Annotated in this window: 16 protein-coding genes and 1 other RNA gene; 2 read left to right on the plus strand and 15 right to left on the minus strand. The window is 42.8% G+C overall.

Going from position 1 to position 20,347, the window contains the following annotated elements:
• Nucleotides 1-20 precede the first annotated feature (20 nt).
• The 6 genes from CHH60_RS27030 to CHH60_RS27060 all read right to left on the minus strand — a co-directional run bounded on the left by CHH60_RS27030 (nt 21) and on the right by CHH60_RS27060 (nt 8,536).
• Nucleotides 21-2,354: a helix-turn-helix domain-containing protein gene (locus tag CHH60_RS27030; RefSeq protein ID WP_176476228.1), complete on the minus strand. Its 2,334-nt coding sequence runs from the start codon at nt 2,352-2,354 to the stop codon at nt 21-23.
• Nucleotides 2,355-2,398: 44 nt separating this feature from the next.
• Nucleotides 2,399-3,283, minus strand: coding sequence for a carbohydrate ABC transporter permease (locus tag CHH60_RS27035; RefSeq protein ID WP_095362018.1), 885 nt, complete (start codon nt 3,281-3,283; stop codon nt 2,399-2,401).
• A gap of 30 nt (nt 3,284-3,313) precedes the next feature.
• Nucleotides 3,314-4,171 carry an ABC transporter permease gene (locus CHH60_RS27040; protein WP_095362071.1) on the minus strand — a complete coding sequence of 286 codons (858 nt, stop codon included), beginning with the start codon at nt 4,169-4,171 and terminating at the stop codon, nt 3,314-3,316.
• 139 nt (nt 4,172-4,310) lie between these two features.
• Nucleotides 4,311-5,888: an extracellular solute-binding protein gene (locus tag CHH60_RS27045; RefSeq protein ID WP_176476229.1), complete on the minus strand. Its 1,578-nt coding sequence runs from the start codon at nt 5,886-5,888 to the stop codon at nt 4,311-4,313.
• A 373-nt stretch (nt 5,889-6,261) separates the two neighbouring features.
• Entirely contained in the window at nt 6,262-7,116 is an 855-nt protein-coding gene (locus CHH60_RS27055; protein ID WP_095362021.1) for an aldo/keto reductase, read from the minus strand.
• Nucleotides 7,117-7,282: 166 nt separating this feature from the next.
• Nucleotides 7,283-8,536: a mechanosensitive ion channel family protein gene (locus CHH60_RS27060; RefSeq protein ID WP_095362022.1), complete on the minus strand. Its 1,254-nt coding sequence runs from the start codon at nt 8,534-8,536 to the stop codon at nt 7,283-7,285.
• 218 nt (nt 8,537-8,754) lie between these two features.
• Between CHH60_RS27060 and CHH60_RS27065 the strand changes: the two genes are divergently transcribed.
• A complete protein-coding gene (locus CHH60_RS27065) occupies nt 8,755-9,183 on the plus strand; it encodes a stress protein (protein WP_095362023.1) in 429 nt (142 codons plus the stop codon).
• A 207-nt stretch (nt 9,184-9,390) separates the two neighbouring features.
• Here the strand turns inward: CHH60_RS27065 and CHH60_RS27070 are convergent, their stop codons facing one another.
• From CHH60_RS27070 to ssrA, 7 genes are all read right to left on the minus strand, one after another.
• Complete coding sequence (locus tag CHH60_RS27070) at nt 9,391-10,149, minus strand: SDR family NAD(P)-dependent oxidoreductase (protein ID WP_095362024.1); 759 nt, start codon at nt 10,147-10,149, stop codon at nt 9,391-9,393.
• 17 nt (nt 10,150-10,166) lie between these two features.
• Nucleotides 10,167-11,117, minus strand: a complete 951-nt coding sequence (locus CHH60_RS27075) for a hypothetical protein (RefSeq protein WP_176476230.1) — start codon at nt 11,115-11,117, stop codon at nt 10,167-10,169.
• A 602-nt stretch (nt 11,118-11,719) separates the two neighbouring features.
• Nucleotides 11,720-12,124 carry a RidA family protein gene (locus CHH60_RS27080; protein ID WP_095362026.1) on the minus strand — a complete coding sequence of 135 codons (405 nt, stop codon included), beginning with the start codon at nt 12,122-12,124 and terminating at the stop codon, nt 11,720-11,722.
• Nucleotides 12,125-12,583: 459 nt separating this feature from the next.
• A complete protein-coding gene (locus CHH60_RS27085; protein WP_095362027.1) occupies nt 12,584-13,141 on the minus strand; it encodes a hypothetical protein in 558 nt (185 codons plus the stop codon).
• A complete protein-coding gene (locus tag CHH60_RS27090; protein WP_095362028.1) occupies nt 13,134-14,411 on the minus strand; it encodes a hypothetical protein in 1,278 nt (425 codons plus the stop codon). The genes CHH60_RS27085 and CHH60_RS27090 overlap by 8 nt, the downstream gene beginning before the upstream one ends.
• Entirely contained in the window at nt 14,408-15,211 is an 804-nt protein-coding gene (locus CHH60_RS27095) for a hypothetical protein (RefSeq protein WP_095362029.1), read from the minus strand. The genes CHH60_RS27090 and CHH60_RS27095 overlap by 4 nt, the downstream gene beginning before the upstream one ends.
• 449 nt (nt 15,212-15,660) lie before the next feature.
• Nucleotides 15,661-16,025, minus strand: a transfer-messenger RNA (tmRNA) gene (gene ssrA, locus CHH60_RS27100).
• A gap of 113 nt (nt 16,026-16,138) precedes the next feature.
• Between ssrA and CHH60_RS30135 the strand changes: the two genes are divergently transcribed.
• Entirely contained in the window at nt 16,139-16,375 is a 237-nt protein-coding gene (locus tag CHH60_RS30135) for a hypothetical protein (RefSeq protein WP_217990010.1), read from the plus strand.
• Between the two features lie 226 nt (nt 16,376-16,601).
• Here CHH60_RS30135 and smpB read toward each other — a convergent pair whose 3' ends face one another.
• Both smpB and rnr read right to left on the minus strand, forming a co-directional pair.
• Nucleotides 16,602-17,084: an SsrA-binding protein SmpB gene (smpB, locus tag CHH60_RS27105; RefSeq protein WP_095362030.1), complete on the minus strand. Its 483-nt coding sequence runs from the start codon at nt 17,082-17,084 to the stop codon at nt 16,602-16,604.
• A gap of 179 nt (nt 17,085-17,263) precedes the next feature.
• Nucleotides 17,264-20,002: a ribonuclease R gene (rnr, locus tag CHH60_RS27110; RefSeq protein ID WP_095362031.1), complete on the minus strand. Its 2,739-nt coding sequence runs from the start codon at nt 20,000-20,002 to the stop codon at nt 17,264-17,266.
• Nucleotides 20,003-20,347: the final 345 nt, after the last annotated feature.

Below are 20,347 nucleotides of genomic sequence, written 5' to 3' on the forward strand. Positions count from 1 at the left end.
CCTCTATGAATCTATTTTATTCATCCTTCATGTTGGACAAGTCTGCTATTTTGCTTATATTGACCAGGCGTAATGCCCTCATACTTTTTAAAGACACGAATGAATGAATTGCTGTTGAGAAACCCTACGCGCTCGGATACGTCCTGAATGGTCCCTTCCTCTGCCTGCAGAATTTTCTTGGATTGTTCGATGCGATATTGGTTGATGTAATCGATCACGTTGATTCCAGTCTGCTCCTTAAAGTACTTGGAGACATAGGTTGGATGGAAGCGAAAGCGTTCCGACAAATGGGTCAAACCCAGATTAACGTCTGCATAGTTCTCTACAATGAATTCGATCAGCTGGTCTTTCAGCTCTTCGTTGCGGGAGCGCTTGCGTTCATTCACCATCTGACAGACGGTCTCCAGAATTCGCAGCAGCTCGGCTTCAATCTCCTCAAACGTCTCGCATGCAAGCAATTGCCGAATCAGATCATTACGATGCGTCATCTCGTTCTGGTCATCTGACTTGATCTGTTCCGTGGCTTTCAGAATGGTACCGATTAACTCAAACATCAGGCAGCGTGCCAGTTCAACAGACAAGGGCTCTCCTGTAAAATTGGTCATGAGAATTTCGTTCATCACTTCGGTTGAACGGGCATAATTGCCTGTCGCGATATAATTAATGAGCTGTCTCTCCAGATCGAGAGGATAATATAATTCCTCCTTCGGCCTGCGAATCCGGTTTTGGTCAATGATTTGTCCGATCCCCAATATCAGCCGATATTCCAGTGCCTCTTCCGATTCCTGAAAGCTGTCTCCAATCGCTGCAATGCCGTGATGAACATCGCTTACCCCCACCGAAAAGTACACACAAAACCGTGATCCGATAAAACGCTGGGCTTCCTCAATGGCGCTGATCAGCCGGTTTCCGGTATTCTCCTCATCTGCCCGAATGTTGATGAGAAATGCAATCCTTCCATCAATATCTGCCGAGAACACTTGGCCAATGGGGCCTATCATTTCCTCAAGCACATTGGTCAGAATGAGCTGCACAAATTGTTCTTTCTCCTCCTGGTCCTGCTCGCGTACTTTTGTCCGGAACAACCCATCCACATTCTCAATGTGAAGGAGCAGTACGGCAAACGATGGAGTCTCGAAGTGAATACCAAGCCGTTCCAGCGTTGAGGCAAATTCTTCACCTGCCTGAACCCTGCCCTTCATCAGCTTGGCAAGCACATTGCTCCTTACAACGTTTTGCTGGTCCTTGAGCCTGCTCGCGAATTGATCCTGCTCTTCCCATGCACGGACCAACACCGATTGCAGAATGCCATATTCATCGTCCGGCTGCTCCAGTTTCCATTTGACCTTATCGGAGATAATGTTCATGATCCGTCCCAGCGGACGATAGTTCCTCCTGGTGAACCACCAGGCCGCTACCCCGCCCAGCAGAAGTCCAGCTGCCACGCCTCCCATCGTGATATTGCGAATGACCGTTAGTTTCTTGGCATAGATCCGGGTAGGTATAATCGATACATAATTCCAATCCTGGACCTTGGAAGAGATCTGGGACATGGTGACGGATTCACCATTCCACTCGATCGTCTCGGTTCTGACTCCCGAATCTTGCCCGTAATTCAGATCTCCATTTATTTTGTAAGGGGTTTCAGAACCTCCTGTAGAAAACAACGTGTTCCCCTCATCGTCCAGGATGAATACCGTGCTCTCTTTTTCCAAACGGACATTATCAATCGCCTGTTGAAACCGATTCGGGTCAAGATTCACCACAAAGGTTGCAGGACTGTCCGCAGCACTCTGGATGGGGAACGGCTGCAGGTAAACAAGCGTGTCTTCAATGCGCCGATCTTCACTCCGAACCGCCATTTTCCTGAACCTGCTGGTGCCGGTATCGTGCATAAGTCCGGTCCACGCCTCCTCGGATACATCCGTGCCTTTGTAGAACATGTCATACAGATAGGTCTTCTGAATAAGAGAAGAAGAGGACAAGGCAACATCGGCGTCTTTAATATAAATATATAGTTCGCTAATTAGGCCGTTTCCGACGCGTGTAGACTTCAGATTTTTGATTAGCTCAAGTCCCATTAATCGCCACCGGCCATCCTGTTCAGACGCATGATTAATGAAGCTCGTTAACTGAGAGTCGGCCATGAGTTGATTGCTGATGCTGCCAATATCCCCAATCTGGTTATCGATCGTCTCCTGCACCTGGGAGAGCAGCACCATGTTGGAGCGATTCACTTCTTCCTCAAGCAAGATGCGGGACTCGGCAAATACAGCAGCACCGATCACAATCGGGATGAGCAGAATGACCATGTAAGAAATGCTCCAGGACAACAGGATGCTTTTCTTCTTCATGAGTCTCCTCCTCACTTGGTGGTTTGGCATGGCCTACGACTGATTTATTCCTTGATTGCTCCGATCATAACACCTTTGACAAAGTATTTCTGCAGAAAAGGATAGATAAACAAAATCGGAAGCGTGGCAACCATGACCGTTGCATATTTTACACTTTCCCCGATCGCCTCTTTGTCCACGGCTGATGCCCCAGTCGTCATGGAGTCCGTGCTGTTCTGGATGAGGATTTCGCGCAGGACCAGCTGAAGCGGAAACAGATTTCGATCCCGGATGTACAGGATGGCACCGAACCAAGAATTCCAATGGCTAACTCCATAAAAGAGAATCATCACTGCAATCACAGGCATGGATAACGGCACTACGATCCGCCAGAGGATTAACATCTCTCCCGCCCCGTCCATACGTGCCGATTCCAGCAGGCTTTCCGAGATTTCCTGAAACGAAGTCCGCATAATAATGAGATTATAACTGCTGATCAGCCCAGGTATAATCAGTGCCCACAGGCTGTTCCCCATATGAAGCGTGTTGTTGATCAATAGATACGATGGAATGATTCCCCCGTTAAAAAACATCGTAAACACGATCGCCAGCATGATCGGGTTGCGAAGCATGAAGCTTTTGCGAGACAAGGTATACGCTCCCAGAATGGTGAATAACAGATTCAGTGCCGTACCCACCACGACGATGAATATGGTGTTTCGGTACCCGGACAGAATGTTCGGGTTGCTGAGAACCAGCTTGTAGCTCTCCAGTGTCAGTCCTTTCGGAAAGAGCAGCAGACCTCTGTGGGCCATTAGCTGACCGGAATCACTGAACGATGCGTTCAGCACATGCAGCAGCGGATACAAGGTAACAATAATCAGGCCCGTCATCAGGATGGCGTTGGCACCACCAAACAGCCGCTCCCCGAGTGATCGTTTTATTCTCATCTGAACTCCCCTCCTTCACCTCATTCCTGACTAGAATAGCTTGGTATTGGATATCGCCTTGGACAGGCGATTGGCACCAATGAGCAATGTAAAGTTAATGACCGATTGGAATAAGCCTACCGCGGTTGTATAGCTGAATTCGGCACTTTCGCTAATCCCTTTACGGTACACAAATGTCGAGATGACATCCGCCGTGTCATAGACGTTCGGGTTGTATAGCAGAATGATTTTTTCGAAACCGATCTCCATCAATCCACCAATACGGAGAATCAGCAGAATAAGAATCATCGGAATGATGCCGGGCAACGTAATATGCCAGACTTGGCGAAGGCGACTTGCCCCATCGACATTCGCAGCATCATAGAGTTCGGGATTGATTCCACTGAGTGCAGCCAGATAAATGATGCTGGAGAAGCCAAGCTCCTGCCAGATGGATGAAGCGGTATAAATGGTGCGGAAATTGGCCGGATCACTGAGAAGAGCACTGCTCTGGCCGCCAAAGTATTCAATAATGGTGTTAAACAGCCCATCCCGGGATGAGAAATCCACAATCATGCCGCAGATGACCACGATGGAAATAAAGTGCGGAATGTATGAGACCGTCTGCACGGTGCGCTTAAATATTTCATTGCGAAGCTCATTGAGAAGAAGGGCAAGAAGAATCGGTGCTGGGAATCCGAACAATAGTTGATAGAAGCTCAGCACCAGGGTATTTTTCAAAATCCGCCAGAAATAGTAACTCTGAAAGAAATCGCGGAAGTGCTGCAGTCCCACCCAATCACTGCCCCATATGCCCTTGCCCACCGAGTAATCCTTGAATGCAATGATTGCTCCATACATCGGCAGATATTTGAAGATGAGAAAATACAAAACGACGGGTAGAGCCATCCAATAGATCGCTTTATTCTTTTTGTAATTGAGCCATAACAAGGAGAGCTTGTGCGACACCTTTCCATCCCCTTCCTTATAAATTCGAAGGAGAGCATCCGTGAGGTAAAAAGGGGCTTCCCCACAGACAGCTTCTTCGTTATCTGGCGTTATAGCGGTCCAGCGCAGCCTGCTGAATTTCAATGGCCCGCTCGACGTTAAACTTGTTGATCTGATCGATGTACTTGTCAAAGTTCTCGATCGGCTCGACCCCAATGACAAACTTGACGAACATTTCATCCCGATACGTTCCAATATCGCTCATGATTTTGCTGTATTCCGTGGATTCTTCTGTTGTCAGACTGGTTGGAGGAAGGCCCACCTTCAGTGTATTCTCGCTGTATTTGGAGAAGAGAATCGCGGCATCCTTCTGCTGCTGGAGCTGATAGTACTGCTCATTGTACCGGTCATCATCTTCACCCACGAAGGGATAGTTGGCTATAAAATGTTTCGCCATCGCTTGGGCAACCGACAATCCATCCGGATTTTTCAAAATCTCATCGGTATAGGTCGGGTAACCGTCCTTCATCGTATACGTCAGGCCCTCCACACCAAAATTTTTCAGCATATGCCCTTCTTCACTGAAGAAGTAATCCAGCGCTTTGACCGTTTCCTCCGGATGTTTGTTGCTATTGGTGATTACGATGCCGCTGCTGCTCCACTCCCAGGAACGTCCGGTAAACATCGGTTCATCGCCCTTATTCTGCACCGGATATTGCACGGCTGTCAGATTGGCGTTCGGGTCGGTTTCCTGCAGAGCGGGCAGATAGCGGCCTACACCTCCACCGATGAAGGTGAAAAAGGCACCTGCCTGACTACTCAAAATTTTGGCGTCATATGTTTTTTGATCATTGGTGGCAAAGTCGGGATCGATCAGCCCTTCCTGATACCAGCGATGGAACATCGTCAGGAATTCCTTGTATTCCGGCTCAATTGGTCCGTAGACTACTTTGCCATCTCTCATAAATACATTGTTGGTTATCCCATAGGCTTCCAGATAGGTCGGTGCTGCGGGCCCCATCGTTGTCATTTTAGGCGGTGCACCGAACAACAGAGGCGCGGACACGCCTTTTCTCTCTTTGAACGCTTTAAGTACGGTTTCCCATTCTTCCAGCGTTTCCGGTTTCTCCAGCTTTAGCTCATCGAGCCAATCCTGACGGATGAAAGTACCGCCGAAGGTTTTGTATTCCCCCAAGCGTAGATGCGGAATGGCATAGATATCGCCGTTGTCTGCTTTTAACTGTTTAGCGACTTCGGGATTCTCATCCAAAATCTTTTTCAAATTGGGAGCGTATTCATCAATGAGCTCGTTAAGACGAATGATGGTACCATCATTGAACAGCTTGGCGTAATCTCCATTTACAAACATGGCATCAGGCAGCTGATTCGAGGCAATCATGACATTGAACTGTTCGGTCTCGGCACCCACCGCAGGGTGCTGGAATTCGATTTTGGTGTTGGTCTTCTTCTCCCATTCCTTAATCGCCGTAATTTCATTCATACTCTTGAGCGTAATGGAAGCATTCGTGTTCATCGACATCCAGATCGATATTGGTGTAGGGCCATCTCCCTCTGCCCCGCCAGCGTTTCCATTGTCTCCTGCGCAGCCTGCAAGGACAGTTAATCCCATCATCAGACAGATTCCAACCGCTAGCCGCTTTCTCCATGACCGTTTCATCGCTTCACGTCCCCCCATGTGTGTTCGTGTAAGATGTCTGACCCTTGATGTGGAGCTCTCTTCATAAAGGTACTGCCTGACCGCTATTATGGCTATCCTCCATTCTTGCCGAGATATCCAAAATTTGATAATCCCTTATCCAGAGCAGGATTTGCACATGCAGGCAAAAGATCAAGATCATATTCCAGCATTGATGGCAAACCGAAATATGAACGGCCCACTTTCCTGAAAGGGGATACTTTAGTCGGATCAACAAATACATCAGTACACACCAAAAAGCCTCCTATCTGCATTTCTGCAGAATAGGAGGCAATATGCCTACAAACACGTTCACTTCACCTTACGGGAAGAAGCGCGTCTTCGTTATAACTTTTTAAAATTCTTCGTATTCGCTCGGGTCCTGTCCCCATAACCGTCCATCTTGACGATTGAACGACGAGATCACTTCCATCTCCTGCTCGCTCAGCTCAAAATCGAAGATATCGATATTTTCCTTCTGGTGTTGAAGGGAGCCTGCTTTCGGAATTGGAATGGAACCCAGCTGGGTATGCCAGCGCAAAATGACCTGTGTTCCCGTTTTGCCATGAGCTTCTGCTATGCGGAGGATCTTCTCATCCTTCACCACATCCTGCACGGCGTCATTACCGCGGCCAATAGGACTCCAGGATTCATTGACAATGCCATGCTCCGAATCCTTCTTCCGCTGCTCAGCCTGGTCAAAAAACGGATGCAGCTCGATCTGGTTCAGACTTGGGGCTACCCCAGTCTCCTTAATCAGACGCTCATTATGTTCAGGCAGGAAGTTACTAACTCCGATAGAGCGGATATATCCACGTTTCTTCGCCTCAATGAGTGCCTGCCAGGCTTCTACATACTTACCCTGCTTCGGATTCGGCCAGTGAATCAGATATAGGTCATAGTAATCTAGATCTGCTCTGTATAAGGATTCCTCGATGGCTACGATTGCCTTATTATAATCATGATAACGCCCAGGCAGTTTGGAAGAGATCAGCAGTTCTTCTCTCGCAATCGAGCTCTGCTTGATGGCCTTTCCGACCGTCGCCTCATTCTCATAGTTATAGGCCGTATCAATCAATCGGTAACCCACATCCAGCGCAGATACGATGGATTTAACGCCCTCTGCACCCTTTAAGCTATAGGTACCAAACCCAATTGCCGGTACTTTCAAGCCATCATTCAACGTATATTCCGGAATTTGATGATTCATCTGAAGACTCTCCTTTGCTAAAAAGGTATACGAAACGAATGGAAAATTAGTTAGTCCCTCTCGTTTATTCTACCCCTCCATGCACGATTGAATCAATTCTTTCCAGACGGTGCAGGCCTTCATTAATGCATATGAGCTGAACTCAGTATCCTTTGGTATTTATATTTTAGTAGCCACGCGAAAATTGCGGGCTTTCCTTAAGCTGAACGATATCGTGACCCGTTGGGTTTTGGAAAGCACGAAGACCAAACGTCGGCGCCACAGCAAAGATGTGGTCAAAGATATCGGCCTGCACCGATTCATACACTCCCCAGGTGATATCATTGCTGAATGCATAGATCTCGAGCGGAAGTCCGTTGTCTCCCGGTGCTAGCTGTCTCACGATCAACGTCATATCCTGATGAATCTTCGGATGATTTTTCAGATACTGATGGATATATTCCCGGAATACCCCCACATTCGTGAGCTGTCTGCCGTTTACTTTGCTCTCCGTATTAATCTGATGCTCCATATTGTACTCGTTAATTTCATTGATTCGCGTAGCGATATAATCGGTAAGATAGTGGATCTTCCGGAATTCCTCAATCATGTCTTCGGTGCAAAAGGTGATACTGCTTGTATCAATATAGACGCTTCGCTTAATCCTTCTGCCGCCCGATACCTGCATGCCTCGCCAGTTTCTGAACGAGTCCGATATCAGGGCATAGCTTGGAATCATCGTGATCGTTTTATCAAAATTTCTTACCTTAACTGTATTGAGTGTAATGTCAATGACATCACCGTCAGCATTATACTTAGGCATTTCAATCCAGTCGCCAACACGCACCATGTCATTCGATGACAATTGAACGCCTGCCACGAGGCCCAGTATGGAGTCCTTGAAGACCAGCATCAGCACAGCCGATAACGCACCAAGTCCACTGAGAATGATCAACGGATTCTGACCAATAAGGCTTGAGATGACGATAATGCCCCCGATGATGAAAAGAATAATCTTGGCGACCTGGATATATCCTTTGATCGGCCTGATCTTGGAGACTTCATACGTGCGATAGATGTCATCAAATACATTAAGTAAGGCATTGAAGACCGTAATCATGATGACAATCATGTAGGTCATTGCAGCCTTTTCGATCAGGGCCTGATAGGATGGAAAGACATAAGCAGAATAATAGATAATAATGGCTGGCACGAGATGCGACAGCTTGTGGAACAGCTTTTTCTCCACAATGATATGGCCCCATTTGTACCGATTGTTATTGACGATATGATGAACCGTCTTCAGCACGATTTTTTTGGCAATATAATTTGCCAGGATGGAGACCACCGCAATAAAAATAACCATGATGATGTTTGAAAGAATGCCAATGGTTTGTTCACTCATGCCCGTTCCGTCTAGTTGTCTTTTGATAAAATCCATTGTTTCCTCCTGACGCAGTCTAGTTTAGCTTTTCATTATAAATGACTCTCTGGTACGAAGCAAAATTCAAGAAAAGAGGCACGTTATAAAAGGTATGCTAGTTTGTTGGAGTTAAGAATCCAGAGTAGATATGGACATATGCAATGCATTTTCTAAATAATAAAATCCAATTATGGTAGACTATACTTACTTCATATTTTTACAGGAGGGTGAATGACTTGAGGAAATATATTGGTCTGGTTTTCTTATTGGGCCTAATTCTATGTATAACTGCAGCTTGTTCTTCGAGTGAGAGTGAGTCTGCGATTAGTCTTGATGATATTGTCACCAAGTTCCGAGAGGCTGGACTTGAGATTGAAGCTCCAACGGGGTCTTTCAGTGAAGATCATGTATTGGCTAACCTAGGGCTTATAGACGAGCAACCCTTTCTAGTTCCGGCCTTGGGTGAAGGTGAGGGTGGTTATCTATTTTTGTTTGAGAATAAAACGGATCTTGAGAAACTGAAGGATTTTTACGAGGAACCCGGAAAATCAACGCTAATGCCTAATTCGCATGCCTATGCCCAAGATAATATCCTTTTGCAGATGAGTGACCAAATGAGTCAAACCGAGTTTGATCGATATGTAGAGGTTATCAAGGAACTATGAGGAAATTGACAGCTCATCATTAGTCCGATATCAACTAATGCTTCATAAAAAACCGAAAAGTCACCAACCAGAGTCTCTGGTTGATGGCTTTCTTGTTGTTTCGCTCTAATGGCGGCGAGAGGAGTCGATCCCCTGTCCGAAGATAACGACACATTAAGCTTCTACGGGTGTAGTCACAGTTTTCACCCAACCATTCCTTAACTTAGATTATATATTTATTGATCTTCCACCGTCCACAGTGAAGATGCTTCCTGTTATCCATTCCGCTTCCTCACTTGCTAAATAAAATACCATATTTGCAATATCTTCTGTCCGACCAACACCAAAGGGGTACGATTTACTAGCACTCTCCAAAAAATCTTCATAATCTTCACTTTTTACAATCCCATTTGCAACTTGGAACCCACTTTTTACAACCCCTGGATTCACAGAATTGACCCTTATCTTATACTCTGAAAGTTCCTTAGCTAGAGTTTTTGTTAGCATATCCATTCCTGCTTTACTAACAGAGTATGCAATTGAACTCCCTCCAAGTGTTGATGAAATAGACGAAATATTGATTACTGACGGAATATTTGAAGCCTTTAACATTTCCAAAAAGATTTGGGTAGTCGAAAAAGCCCCTGTTAAATTTACATCTATTGACTTTTTCCAATCATCTAAAGATAGACCTTCAATTCCACCAGGATATATAATTCCTGCACAATTGACTAACGAATCAATACTATAATATTTATTAGATAGTACATTTAAGATTTCTTGAAGTGAACTTTCGTTAAGAATATCCCCTGTAATAAATTCGTAATTTTCATCAAAATCCTTTAATTCTTCTTTAGCATATTCAATTTTCTTTCCACTCCGTGAAATTGAAACAACATTCCATTCACCAGATGAAAGAAATTTTTTCATTATGCCTAATCCTATACCGGTCGAACCTCCTGTAACTAACGCAAGCTTTTTACTCATAGTAAAACTCCTATCAATTATTTTAGATATTCAATTATATATACTTGCCTGTCCGGTTTCTTATAATGCATGTTAATAACATATGGCTTACTGCTCCATTTGATCTCAAACATTTCTTCTATTCTAGATCTAGCTATGTATTCCTCTACTGTACATTCACTATTTATTAGAGCCGCCCCCTTATTAATATCAAAAGAATACAACTTAACTGATCTTGGCTTAAAGTTCAAACAAAGATTAAAATTCAGAACATCTACTCCTCTAGTAATTCTAGATAATGATATGCTCATTATTTCACTAGAGTCATTTAGTATCCCTAATTCTTCAGGAAATTTAATATAATATCCAATTTCAAACTCTTCAGCCGGCTTGATAGAATGCCTAAAATTAATTTTAAATACATGAGTATTTAATTTTTTCCCCTCATCATCAAGGCATTCCACAACCAGTTCATTATTAGTTTTTAAATCAATCGCTTTTATCTCAATCTGATTAAAAGCAACTTTATACTCTGTAGATTCAGAGTATATTAATCCGTCACTTAATTCTTTAGATTTATTAAAACCTTTAAGTACCCTAATGGAATGGTAATCTCTCTGACTATAATCTAATAAGTCTTGACGGTACACTTCATAAAAATGGTGAGTCTTGTCAATTACCTCATGATTATCAGTTCTACTACTAAAAAGAGTACCTACTCGTTGATTAATCTTCTTTTTCATCTCAATAGCTGCTTGAGTTCGTTTCCCGCGTTCAGAGTTTATTTTAAAAGGGATAGTTAATACAGCAATAACTACTGAAATCAAGATTAAGGATAAAATACCGTAAATTCCGAACCGTTCTAGTTTTAAAACATTAAATTCTTTAAAGATAGTAAGTATAGTAAAGAGTATTGTTACAACGCCAAATAATCTAGCAAAAAAATTATTAACTAATTTTATAATTGTATTAAGCATTTCAAACCCCATAGATAATAAAATATTTTAATAAATACAATTCACTAAATTTGCAATCTAAACGTTTCGCTTGAATTGCTAGGGCAGGAAAAAATTTAACTTAAGCATACATGAATGTGACCCTATAGCTCACAGTCTCTTTCACTGAACTTTTTACTACAGTTCGTTTTGAAAATTCCTCAAGGACGCAGGTACACATAGATTGTTTAACTTTTGTTTCGTATTAAAACCAATCTTGGTGTATTGGCGATTTCTTATCCGGTTAAACCCTCAATTCCCACATTATAATGAATCATTTCTCCTATTTAGTGCATGCACTTGATTATTTCACAAATAAATTCTTCAAAGACTACATTACGATCACGCTTAGCTGATGCGTATCACATCATACTGCCTCCGGTTAAACCAATCTATTTTCGTGCAAGCGTCGAAAAGTAACCTTTTTGCATATCAGATTGAGGATTAGGAGCCTCCAAACAGCACCTTATCATTTTTTAGAAATGCTAAGGCAAAAGAATAAATCCTGTTTTTTTGTCAACTCCATGGACATTTTTCTGGTTATACAGCTATATAAAGAAGGTTTGTGTGGATATTTAATAAGCTATAAAATTGAGTTATTTAGTAACAGCTGCAATAACCTCAATTTCAACATCACAACCATCTTTTGCAAGTCTATTGACTTCCACTAGTGTACTTACAGGTTTACACTCACTTAAAAATTTATTTCTAACTTCTGATACCTGTGAAAAGTAATTCATATCAGTAACATATATCGTTACCTTGATAACATTGGCAATCTCCGCATCAGCCTCCCGTAATAACTTCTTTATATTTTCAAATATAAATTCTGTCTGGTGTTTCGGGCTATCCGAAGCTATTGCATTACCTTCTGAGTCCATTGCAATCTGACCTGTTAAAAAAATCAAATCAACACCGGGTAAGGGTAATTTAATCCCATGAGAATACGCTCCAATAGCTTTAGAAAAATCATTCGGTTGTATTCGTTCGATTCCATTCATTATTTTCCTTCTCCTCTTCAAAAAATATTAACCTAAATCAACTGGAAGATTTTATATAACTTTTAGCCACCAGTTCTTATGAACTTACAAAATCAATGAAACATACACTATGATTATAACATATTCATGCTAAGGTCCCAGTGATATAATCAAATTAACTAATACTCTAATCACATTAAAAAAAGGTTCTTTTTAGAATCTGACGATAACTCTGCCAAGAATACATAACTATAAATGAATTTCTATCTTAATATAAACTCACCTTTATTATTAGCAAAGCTAGCAAACAAACTTGTATAGATTAAAAAACACCCTGATGGGTGTTTTCACTGGTGTTACTAACGGAGGCGAAGGGATCCTTGTCGAAGATAACGACATATAAGTTTCTGCGAAGGGTGTAGTCACTGTTTTGATATCATTCTTGATACGCTAGAGACATAGCAGACAATACTAAGAAAACTACCTATTATTCATTTCTTTGACTAAAGATACTAGATAAACAAAACCAAGTTCAATGAGAATATATGATTTAGTCTCCAATTCTAAGTATTTCTCATCATCATCACAGCCATGGAAAGCATCATTTCTCAAATCCTTGATATCCATAAGATATGTGTAGACAGCATCAGTGATATCCTTCTTTTTTAACTTCAGTTTATTCCCGTTTTTAGTAATTTCTCTTTGATTAAGAAAGCTTAATCTATCCTTTTGATTAGTTTCATATAACCATTTTCTAATTGTGGCGATAGACAAATTAGCATTATTGACTGACAATTTTCTTATACTATTGATTTTCTTCAAACAATACTCTTTAGTACAATTCTCTAATGCTCTTCCTAAAATACCAACTGCAGTGACTGGATAATCAATATCCAAAATATCTAGGCATTCTTTAACATCCCTCGCATACTTCTCACCAACACATTCTTCAATTGATTGATCACCGATTCTCCTTGCGATTTTAGCTCTAATTGCTTGTGAACCATAATAGTTAGGCTCAGTTAAATTATTATCCATTATTTTCTACTCTCTTTATAGAAGGTATTTCGTAAGATCTTGGCTTAGTAGCATTTATTTTTATTTCACCTTCTTTTTCAAGTCTAAATAGTAATGATATAGGTGCTGTTTTGGGATAAATATCTTTTAAATTATCATTTTCTTCAAGTATTTCATGCCAAGTCATAGGGGAAATAGAGCTCTTCAATACACTTATAATCATCTGAGATGGATCCGACTCGTTTTCAACATGATCCTTTACTCCATTCGATGACTTTACATTGGAGATAACATCGGCCCATGTTTTTAATTTGTTCTCCTCAATCTGATTAATTAACGACTCTATTAATGCTTGATCACCAGGTTGAAGCTTATAATTTATTTCCTCAAGACGGCTTATACAAAAACGAGTGCTGTCTTCTCTTGTTTTTGGAACCTTTAAAACAATCGTACGATCCTTAAACCTTCGTTCAAATGCTGTTTGATTAGATAAAACATCCCACGCTTCTGGAGTTGCACCAACAGTGATAACACCAGATATTCCCCTTCGATTCAAACTGTCAAACAAACTACGATATGCGGACAAAATCTTTGTTCCTACTCTTGTTATTGTTACAGTATTTGTCTCAGAAGAATATACCTTATCAACCTCATCAAAGAATAACAAAATTGATTTATTTGTAATGAGCTGAATAAACTCTAGTGCATCTCCAATATATTGAGAAAAATCATTCTCATTATTGATAAAGTTTTTCTTGGCACCAAATTTTGTTCTTAAATACTTTAGTTGATCAGGAAATAAATTCTTATTAGAGAAGTAATCTAATACCAATTCCATTTCTTCTAGGTTATTACATGCCAATAGGTACCTAATTAACTCATTCGGAATTTCTTCAGGAATTTTTGTTTCGGCATTATCGATGTACGCTTTCCAATAAATAAGGTAGTCCTTCAACGACTCATTTCCTGAACCTAAAAATAACGATCTATAAATACTATTTAAAGCATTAACTAGAGGACCTCCAACAAACATATCCGGCACATAAATACCTACGAATTTTTCAATATACTCTCGTCTCATATACCTAAGAAAGTGCGTTTTACCATTTCCCACTTGTCCTAAGACTACCGCACCAATAATTCCATTTTCAAAGCTCTGTATATTATCTACCCAAGAATTAAATTCATCTATCGAATAATCTTCTCCTATAATATAGCTTGGGTCAGCGATTGGTACTGTGCGATTTAATGCCCTTTTTAAGGTGTCAATCACATTTTCATTTTCACTCATTTAAATCTTCCTCTCTTAATAATAAGCGTCATGATATACTCACCATACAGATTTTCTATTTCTCCTTGATTTTTATATAAACTACTTTTTGTCCAGATATATCTATCTATTTCATAAGATGCTACGCAACTTAGGATGTCATCAGCAGTAGGTTTATCAAAAAAATTCCACAAGTATTTTGTGACGTTTTTTATATTGATTACTTCACTACTAAATAATTCTTCTATTCCAACAATATCTTTGGTTACAAAATGAGTAAGAAATGGTGATTCATTTAGAACAAGTTCGTCTTTTTCTCTTTTTACTAGTCCCAACATAATAAGGATTGAGAAATAAGCTCTTAGATTTCTACCTACTGAAGATTGAGCACTCGAATCAATACGTTTCTTTCCAACCAGAGAAAATATCGTATACAAAGTCTTCAGTTTTAAGGATGGATTAAAAATTTTCAGCAAATAAAGAATTATATTCATGGTCTTATGCATATCCGGATTTCTAAGAATCAGCTCATACATAAAATCAGCAAAGTCAATTCGATCATAAAAAAAACTTTGTGAGGTAGAAGATAAGCGATATACATTATTACTTCTATCAAGTATTCCTACCATTGAACTATGATTAATCATTTTCCTAAATGTTTCTTTTGAGTAATCAAATATATTATTAAATTCATGTTCTACCAGTTCATCATTTGAGTAGTATTGTTCACCGAACAAATCGATTAGAAGTCTCATTCTTTCTTCACTTGAAGGTAAGTTTGAGACATTCAGTACTTCAAAATCAGATTTATGAAAAATCACTTTTTTCACTCCTCTACATAGGATCCAGTATTAGCAAGCACTCTTGAAAATATTCTGGATCCTATTATATTATTACATAATATTTTTCTCATGCATAGTTAGATCAATACGGGCAGATTTCTTTTAGTCTAGATCTAAGTTGAAAACCCACAGGCATTTTTCTCTTATACTGTCTGTCTTTCTAATGTATATAAATTCTTCGTTATCTCGAACCTTAAACTTACACATTAACGAATGTAAGATCTGCTGATTCAAAACCCTACATATCCAACACTTCAACATATAAAATCATGCTTACCTACTCCAACAAACTAAGTGCATTGAAATATAGCCCCAATTTCCCCGATGCAATATTACACACCGTTCAGACTCAGTCACAGAAATGCATTCTGACTATAAACCATATAATGCAAAAAAACCGCCTTTTCAGGCGGTCTTACTAAGACTACTAATGGAGGCGAGGGGAGTCGAACCCCTGTCCGAAGATAACGACACATAAGCTTCTACGGGTGTAGTCACAGTTTTGATGTCACCCGAGTATCGCCCCGTAACCGGCTATACGTTGGGTCAGCCTGATTGTCTTCTTCAGCACACCCCAGGCGGAGATGTGACAGCGTATCCCACTACTTGTTAGCCCCTAATCCTGTCACATGGGCGATGCAGGTTAGAAGCACGCACACAGTTTCTTAGGCTGCGAAAGCGTAGTTGTTTTGTTGTTTGCCGTTTAATAGGCTTTAGCGTTGATGAAGCGGACGCGTCCCCACTACCCGCTACCCATGCTCGAACTATCCCCGTCGAATCCATAAACGCCCCCTCATATAAGAAGGGCTCCAGGATTAATCCGTGAATACGGAGCAAAGGTGCTGCACATCTTTTTCCTCCAAGGTAAAAAGATGCTCTTTCAAACTCGGCATTCCTGTCTGCTACATGAATAATCATATCACAGGACCGAATGCAGATATAGTACAGATTACTGGAAGTCGTACCAACAGGCTGAGCATCTGTGCAAGATTAACCAATGCGCCATCTGAGGCTCAATCGTCTACATATTATACCGCGTCCCTCGGACGAAGTAAAGTTTACCAGCTTGAGATCGCGAACATTTGTATCTCCTTTATTTTACCCACTATTTGCACAGACTACGCAGACAGCAGCTACATTTAATGCATCAACTGAATCCGTTCGCTCAGCAACTTCACACCTAACTCTATCTTATGCATCCTGTGCTTGCAGGTTTACCTTCTCAAGGCTCTCCCCAAATGCTTAAACAGCAATTCTCACTTCAATAAAAATCCCAAGCTCCGCCCAATCCTGGGCCAAACTTGAGATCCTCAGTTCATTCGCATCTAGTGTTAACTTGTTACGCGTCGCAACACTACAATAATTCAACTCAGCGAGCAATCTTTTGCTTCTCGCGCATTGCCCGTTGAATATCGCGTTGTGCATCCCGCTTAGCCGCAGTCTCACGTTTATCATACTGTTTCTTACCTTTACCCAAGCCAAGCAGCAACTTCGCGTATCCATTGCGGATATAGATCTTCAGCGGCACAATGCTGTATCCATCCTGCTTCGACAGCCCGAGCAGTTTGTGAATCTGCACTTTATGCATCAGCAATTTTCGCGTACGTGTTGGATCGAGGGGATTATTACGGTTCCCTTGTTCAAAAGGACTAATATGCATATTATGAATGTGAATTTCACCGTTGCGAATGGTGGCAAACGCATCTCCAATATTCGCACGGCCGTTACGAAGAGATTTGATCTCCGTTCCGGTAAGCACCATGCCCGCTTCATACGTATCTTCAATGAAGTAGTCATGGGAAGCCTTTTTATTCTGTGCAAGCACTTTACTCTGTCCATCATTCTTGCCCATGTCCTCACTCCTTCTCCGTAAAATAAGCCGGTACCTTGCTCTATAGCCGCGCACCCAATGAAGCCCAGGTACCCTATGCCAGACCTTAATTGTAGCAAGGACCGCTGTTAAAATCAAGAAAGAGGCAGCATATGCCGCCCCTTCTCATTACACACATTTCATAGTGTGCGAAACGAATATTACTTTTTCTTCTTCCGTACAAAAGCGGCAGTTCCATTAGCGGATACACCTTTGTTCTTTTTCCGTTTACGGCGCGGAGCTCCGCCTTCTTGCGTACCTCCAGGTGTAGCTGCTTCGCCGATAAAAATACCGCTAGGTGACGTCTTTTTGCGTCCACCGCCACCTTTGCCCCCGCCTTTGCCGGATTTGAAGCTGCCTTCGCCACGACCTTTACCGTTGTTCAGATCAGTCCCTTGACCGCCAGTGCCGCTGTCCTGACTAGACGGCCCAGAGCTGTATCCACCTTTACCCGATCCAAAACCAAAGCTTACTGCTCCTGTGCCTTTGCCGCGAGCAGCAGCTGGTGCACTGGCATCTCCAGTGCGGCGTTCACCTTTCGGTTTACCGCCACCTTTTCCACTGAAGCTGCCACGTCCACCCTTGCTGCTCTCTTCCGTTGCTCTTCCACCACGGCTACCGTTGCCGCTGCCTTTGCCTCCGCGCGCGCCACTGAATCCACCAGAACCGCCTTTGGCGCCACTCCGGCCACCACCGCCAGCAGGACGTCCGCCTCTGCCGCCTCGGTTGCCGCCACCAAAACCGCCTGGCCGTTCGCTGCGTGGCTTCATATCCACCATTTCAAAGTCAATCGTGTACTCTTCCATGCTCACGCGAGCAACACGGATTTTCACTTCATCTCCGATACGGAACACTTTCGAGGTCCGTTCACCAATGAGAGCCATGTGCTGATCATCAAAGTGGTAATAGTCGTCCGTCAGGGCACTCAGACGGATCAAGCCTTCTACCGTATTCTCAAGTTCAATGAACATGCCGAAGCTGGTTACACTGCTGATCATGCCTTCGAATTCTTCGCCGACCTTATCGAGCATGTACTCAGCTTTCTTCATTTTCTCTGTATCCCGCTCCGCTTCAACCGCCACACGTTCACGCTCAGACGATTGCTGTGCAATGTCGGACATGCGTGACGCCAGGTATTCCTGACGATTCTCAGGCAGCGCACCCTTGTTCTCAATCACTTCCCGAATGACACGGTGAATGACCAGATCGGGATAACGACGAATCGGTGACGTGAAGTGACTGTAGAACTCAGCCGCGAGGCCAAAGTGTCCTGACATCTCCGCATCATACTTCGCCTGCTTCATGGAACGCAGCATCATTGTACTGATCACCGTCTGTTCCTTCGTTCCATTGATATCCTCGAGCAGGGATTGAAGTGCACGAGGGTGGATCGCGTTACCGCGTCCTTTTACATGGTGTCCGAAGTTCGCTGCAAAAGCGAGGAAGTTTTGCAATTTTTCCTGATCGGGATCTTCATGCACACGGTAGATAAACGGAACCTTCAACCAGTGGAAGTGCTCTGCCACGGTCTCATTGGCTGCAAGCATGAATTCTTCAATAATTTGTTCTGCAATGGAACGCTCGCGTTTCACGATATCGACCGGTTTGCCTTCTTCATCCACAATGATTTTGGATTCTTCAAAATCAAAGTCAACCGCACCCCTGCGCATACGCATGGCGCGAAGCTTAAGGGCAATTTCTTTCATCAGATAGAAGTCATCCACCAGATCCTTGTAACGCTCCAGCAATTCCGGCTCTTCGCCTTCAAGAATTTTACGAACGTTGGCATACGTCATACGCTCTTTGGTTTTGATCACACTCGTGAAGATGTCGTGGTTCACAACCTTCATCTGGTCGTTGAACTCCATTTCACAGGAAAGCGTAAGGCGATCCACCTGTGGATTCAAACTGCAGATCCCGTTCGATAGACGATGCGGCAGCATCGGAATGACACGGTCTACCAAGTACACGCTGCATCCGCGGTTGTATGCTTCCTGATCCAGTTTGGAGTTCTCGCGTACATAGTAGCCGACATCCGCAATATGAACACCCAGACGGTAATTCCCGTTCGGCAGCTTCTCCACATTGACGGCATCGTCCAGATCCTTGGCGTCTTCGCCATCGATGGTTACGATGTTTAATCCACGCAAGTCACGGCGGCCTTGCTGCACAATCTCTTCGTCCGTAATGGATTCCGGAGCTTGTTCTGCTTCTTCCACCACTTCATCCGGGAATGCTTCCGGCAGCTGATGCTTGCGAATGACGGACAATATATCAATGCCTGGATCATCCTTATGTCCAAGAATCTCAATAATTTCGCCTTCTGCTGCAGCGCGACCTTCCGGGTAGCTCACGATTTTGGCAACGACCTTTTGTCCATCTACAGCCCCGGCAGAATTCGTGCGCGGAATGAAAATATCACGGTTAATCCGCTTATCGTCCGGAATGACGAAGCCGTAAACCTCATGGTTTTGGAACACACCAACCACTTGGGTAACTGCACGTGTAACGATGCGGACGATCTCGCCTTCCAAACGTCCATTGGATGGACCCTGCGACGTCACTTTAACAAGGACCGTGTCCCCGTTCATCGCACTCTTCATATCATTGGCATGGATGTAGACATCCGGATGCTCTTTATCCTCAGGGATGAGAAAAGCAAATCCCTTCGCATGTGCCTGCAGCCTTCCGCGAACCAGGTTCATGCGTTCAGGCATGCCGTACCTGTTGTTGCGGGTAAGCAGAATCTTACCGGATTCCTCCAGTGTATTCAGCATGATCAAAAACGCTTTGAAATCAGCTGCATCTTCAATCTCGAAGTGCTGTTCCAGCTCCTGATAGGTCATCGGTTTATAAGCGGTTTCCCGCATGAAGTCGAGCAATTGTTGTTCTGTTATCATTAATATTCACCTCGGGAAACGTAAAAGTGTAATCTGGTTTGTATCCTGTCTTTATGTATCGGGATTTTTGTAATTTTCATGCCACGTAACACATGCCCTCACTATCTCATACCCTAGTATACACGAATTCAATCCACCGCATCCGTACCCCGCAAAATAATCCAAACCTCAACTGAATGCAGCACTTCACCTCATGAGTACACGTTTTCATTGGATTTTAAGTTAACAAATTCCTTAAAGAACTACGTTCAAAGATGAAATATGAAATGTATGGAGCAGAGTCGTTCGTATTGAACCACTAAATAGGCAACTGGGCTAAGTAACGGGAAGGAAAACGAAATGGAA

Source organism: Paenibacillus sp. 7523-1, assembly GCF_002276415.1.
GTDB classification, from domain to species: Bacteria; Bacillota; Bacilli; order Paenibacillales; family Paenibacillaceae; genus Paenibacillus; species Paenibacillus illinoisensis_A.

Excerpts from the sequence above, each read along its gene's own strand:
- CHH60_RS27040 (WP_095362071.1), bottom strand. The coding sequence starts at position 4,171 with ATGGCTCTACCCGTCGTTTTGTATTTTCTCATCTTCAAATATCTGCCG.
- rnr (WP_095362031.1), bottom strand. The coding sequence starts at position 20,002 with ATGATAACAGAACAACAATTGCTCGACTTCATGCGGGAAACCGCTTAT.
- CHH60_RS27030 (WP_176476228.1), bottom strand. The coding sequence starts at position 2,354 with ATGAAGAAGAAAAGCATCCTGTTGTCCTGGAGCATTTCTTACATGGTC.
- smpB (WP_095362030.1), bottom strand. The coding sequence starts at position 17,084 with ATGGGCAAGAATGATGGACAGAGTAAAGTGCTTGCACAGAATAAAAAG.
- CHH60_RS27055 (WP_095362021.1), bottom strand. The coding sequence starts at position 7,116 with ATGAATCATCAAATTCCGGAATATACGTTGAATGATGGCTTGAAAGTA.
- CHH60_RS27075 (WP_176476230.1), bottom strand. The coding sequence starts at position 11,117 with ATGGGGTTTGAAATGCTTAATACAATTATAAAATTAGTTAATAATTTT.
- CHH60_RS27045 (WP_176476229.1), bottom strand. The coding sequence starts at position 5,888 with ATGAAACGGTCATGGAGAAAGCGGCTAGCGGTTGGAATCTGTCTGATG.
- CHH60_RS27035 (WP_095362018.1), bottom strand. The coding sequence starts at position 3,283 with ATGAGAATAAAACGATCACTCGGGGAGCGGCTGTTTGGTGGTGCCAAC.
- CHH60_RS27090 (WP_095362028.1), bottom strand. The coding sequence starts at position 14,411 with ATGAGTGAAAATGAAAATGTGATTGACACCTTAAAAAGGGCATTAAAT.
- CHH60_RS27085 (WP_095362027.1), bottom strand. The coding sequence starts at position 13,141 with ATGGATAATAATTTAACTGAGCCTAACTATTATGGTTCACAAGCAATT.
- CHH60_RS30135 (WP_217990010.1), top strand. The coding sequence starts at position 16,139 with ATGAATAATCATATCACAGGACCGAATGCAGATATAGTACAGATTACT.
- CHH60_RS27070 (WP_095362024.1), bottom strand. The coding sequence starts at position 10,149 with ATGAGTAAAAAGCTTGCGTTAGTTACAGGAGGTTCGACCGGTATAGGA.
- CHH60_RS27060 (WP_095362022.1), bottom strand. The coding sequence starts at position 8,536 with ATGGATTTTATCAAAAGACAACTAGACGGAACGGGCATGAGTGAACAA.
- CHH60_RS27080 (WP_095362026.1), bottom strand. The coding sequence starts at position 12,124 with ATGAATGGAATCGAACGAATACAACCGAATGATTTTTCTAAAGCTATT.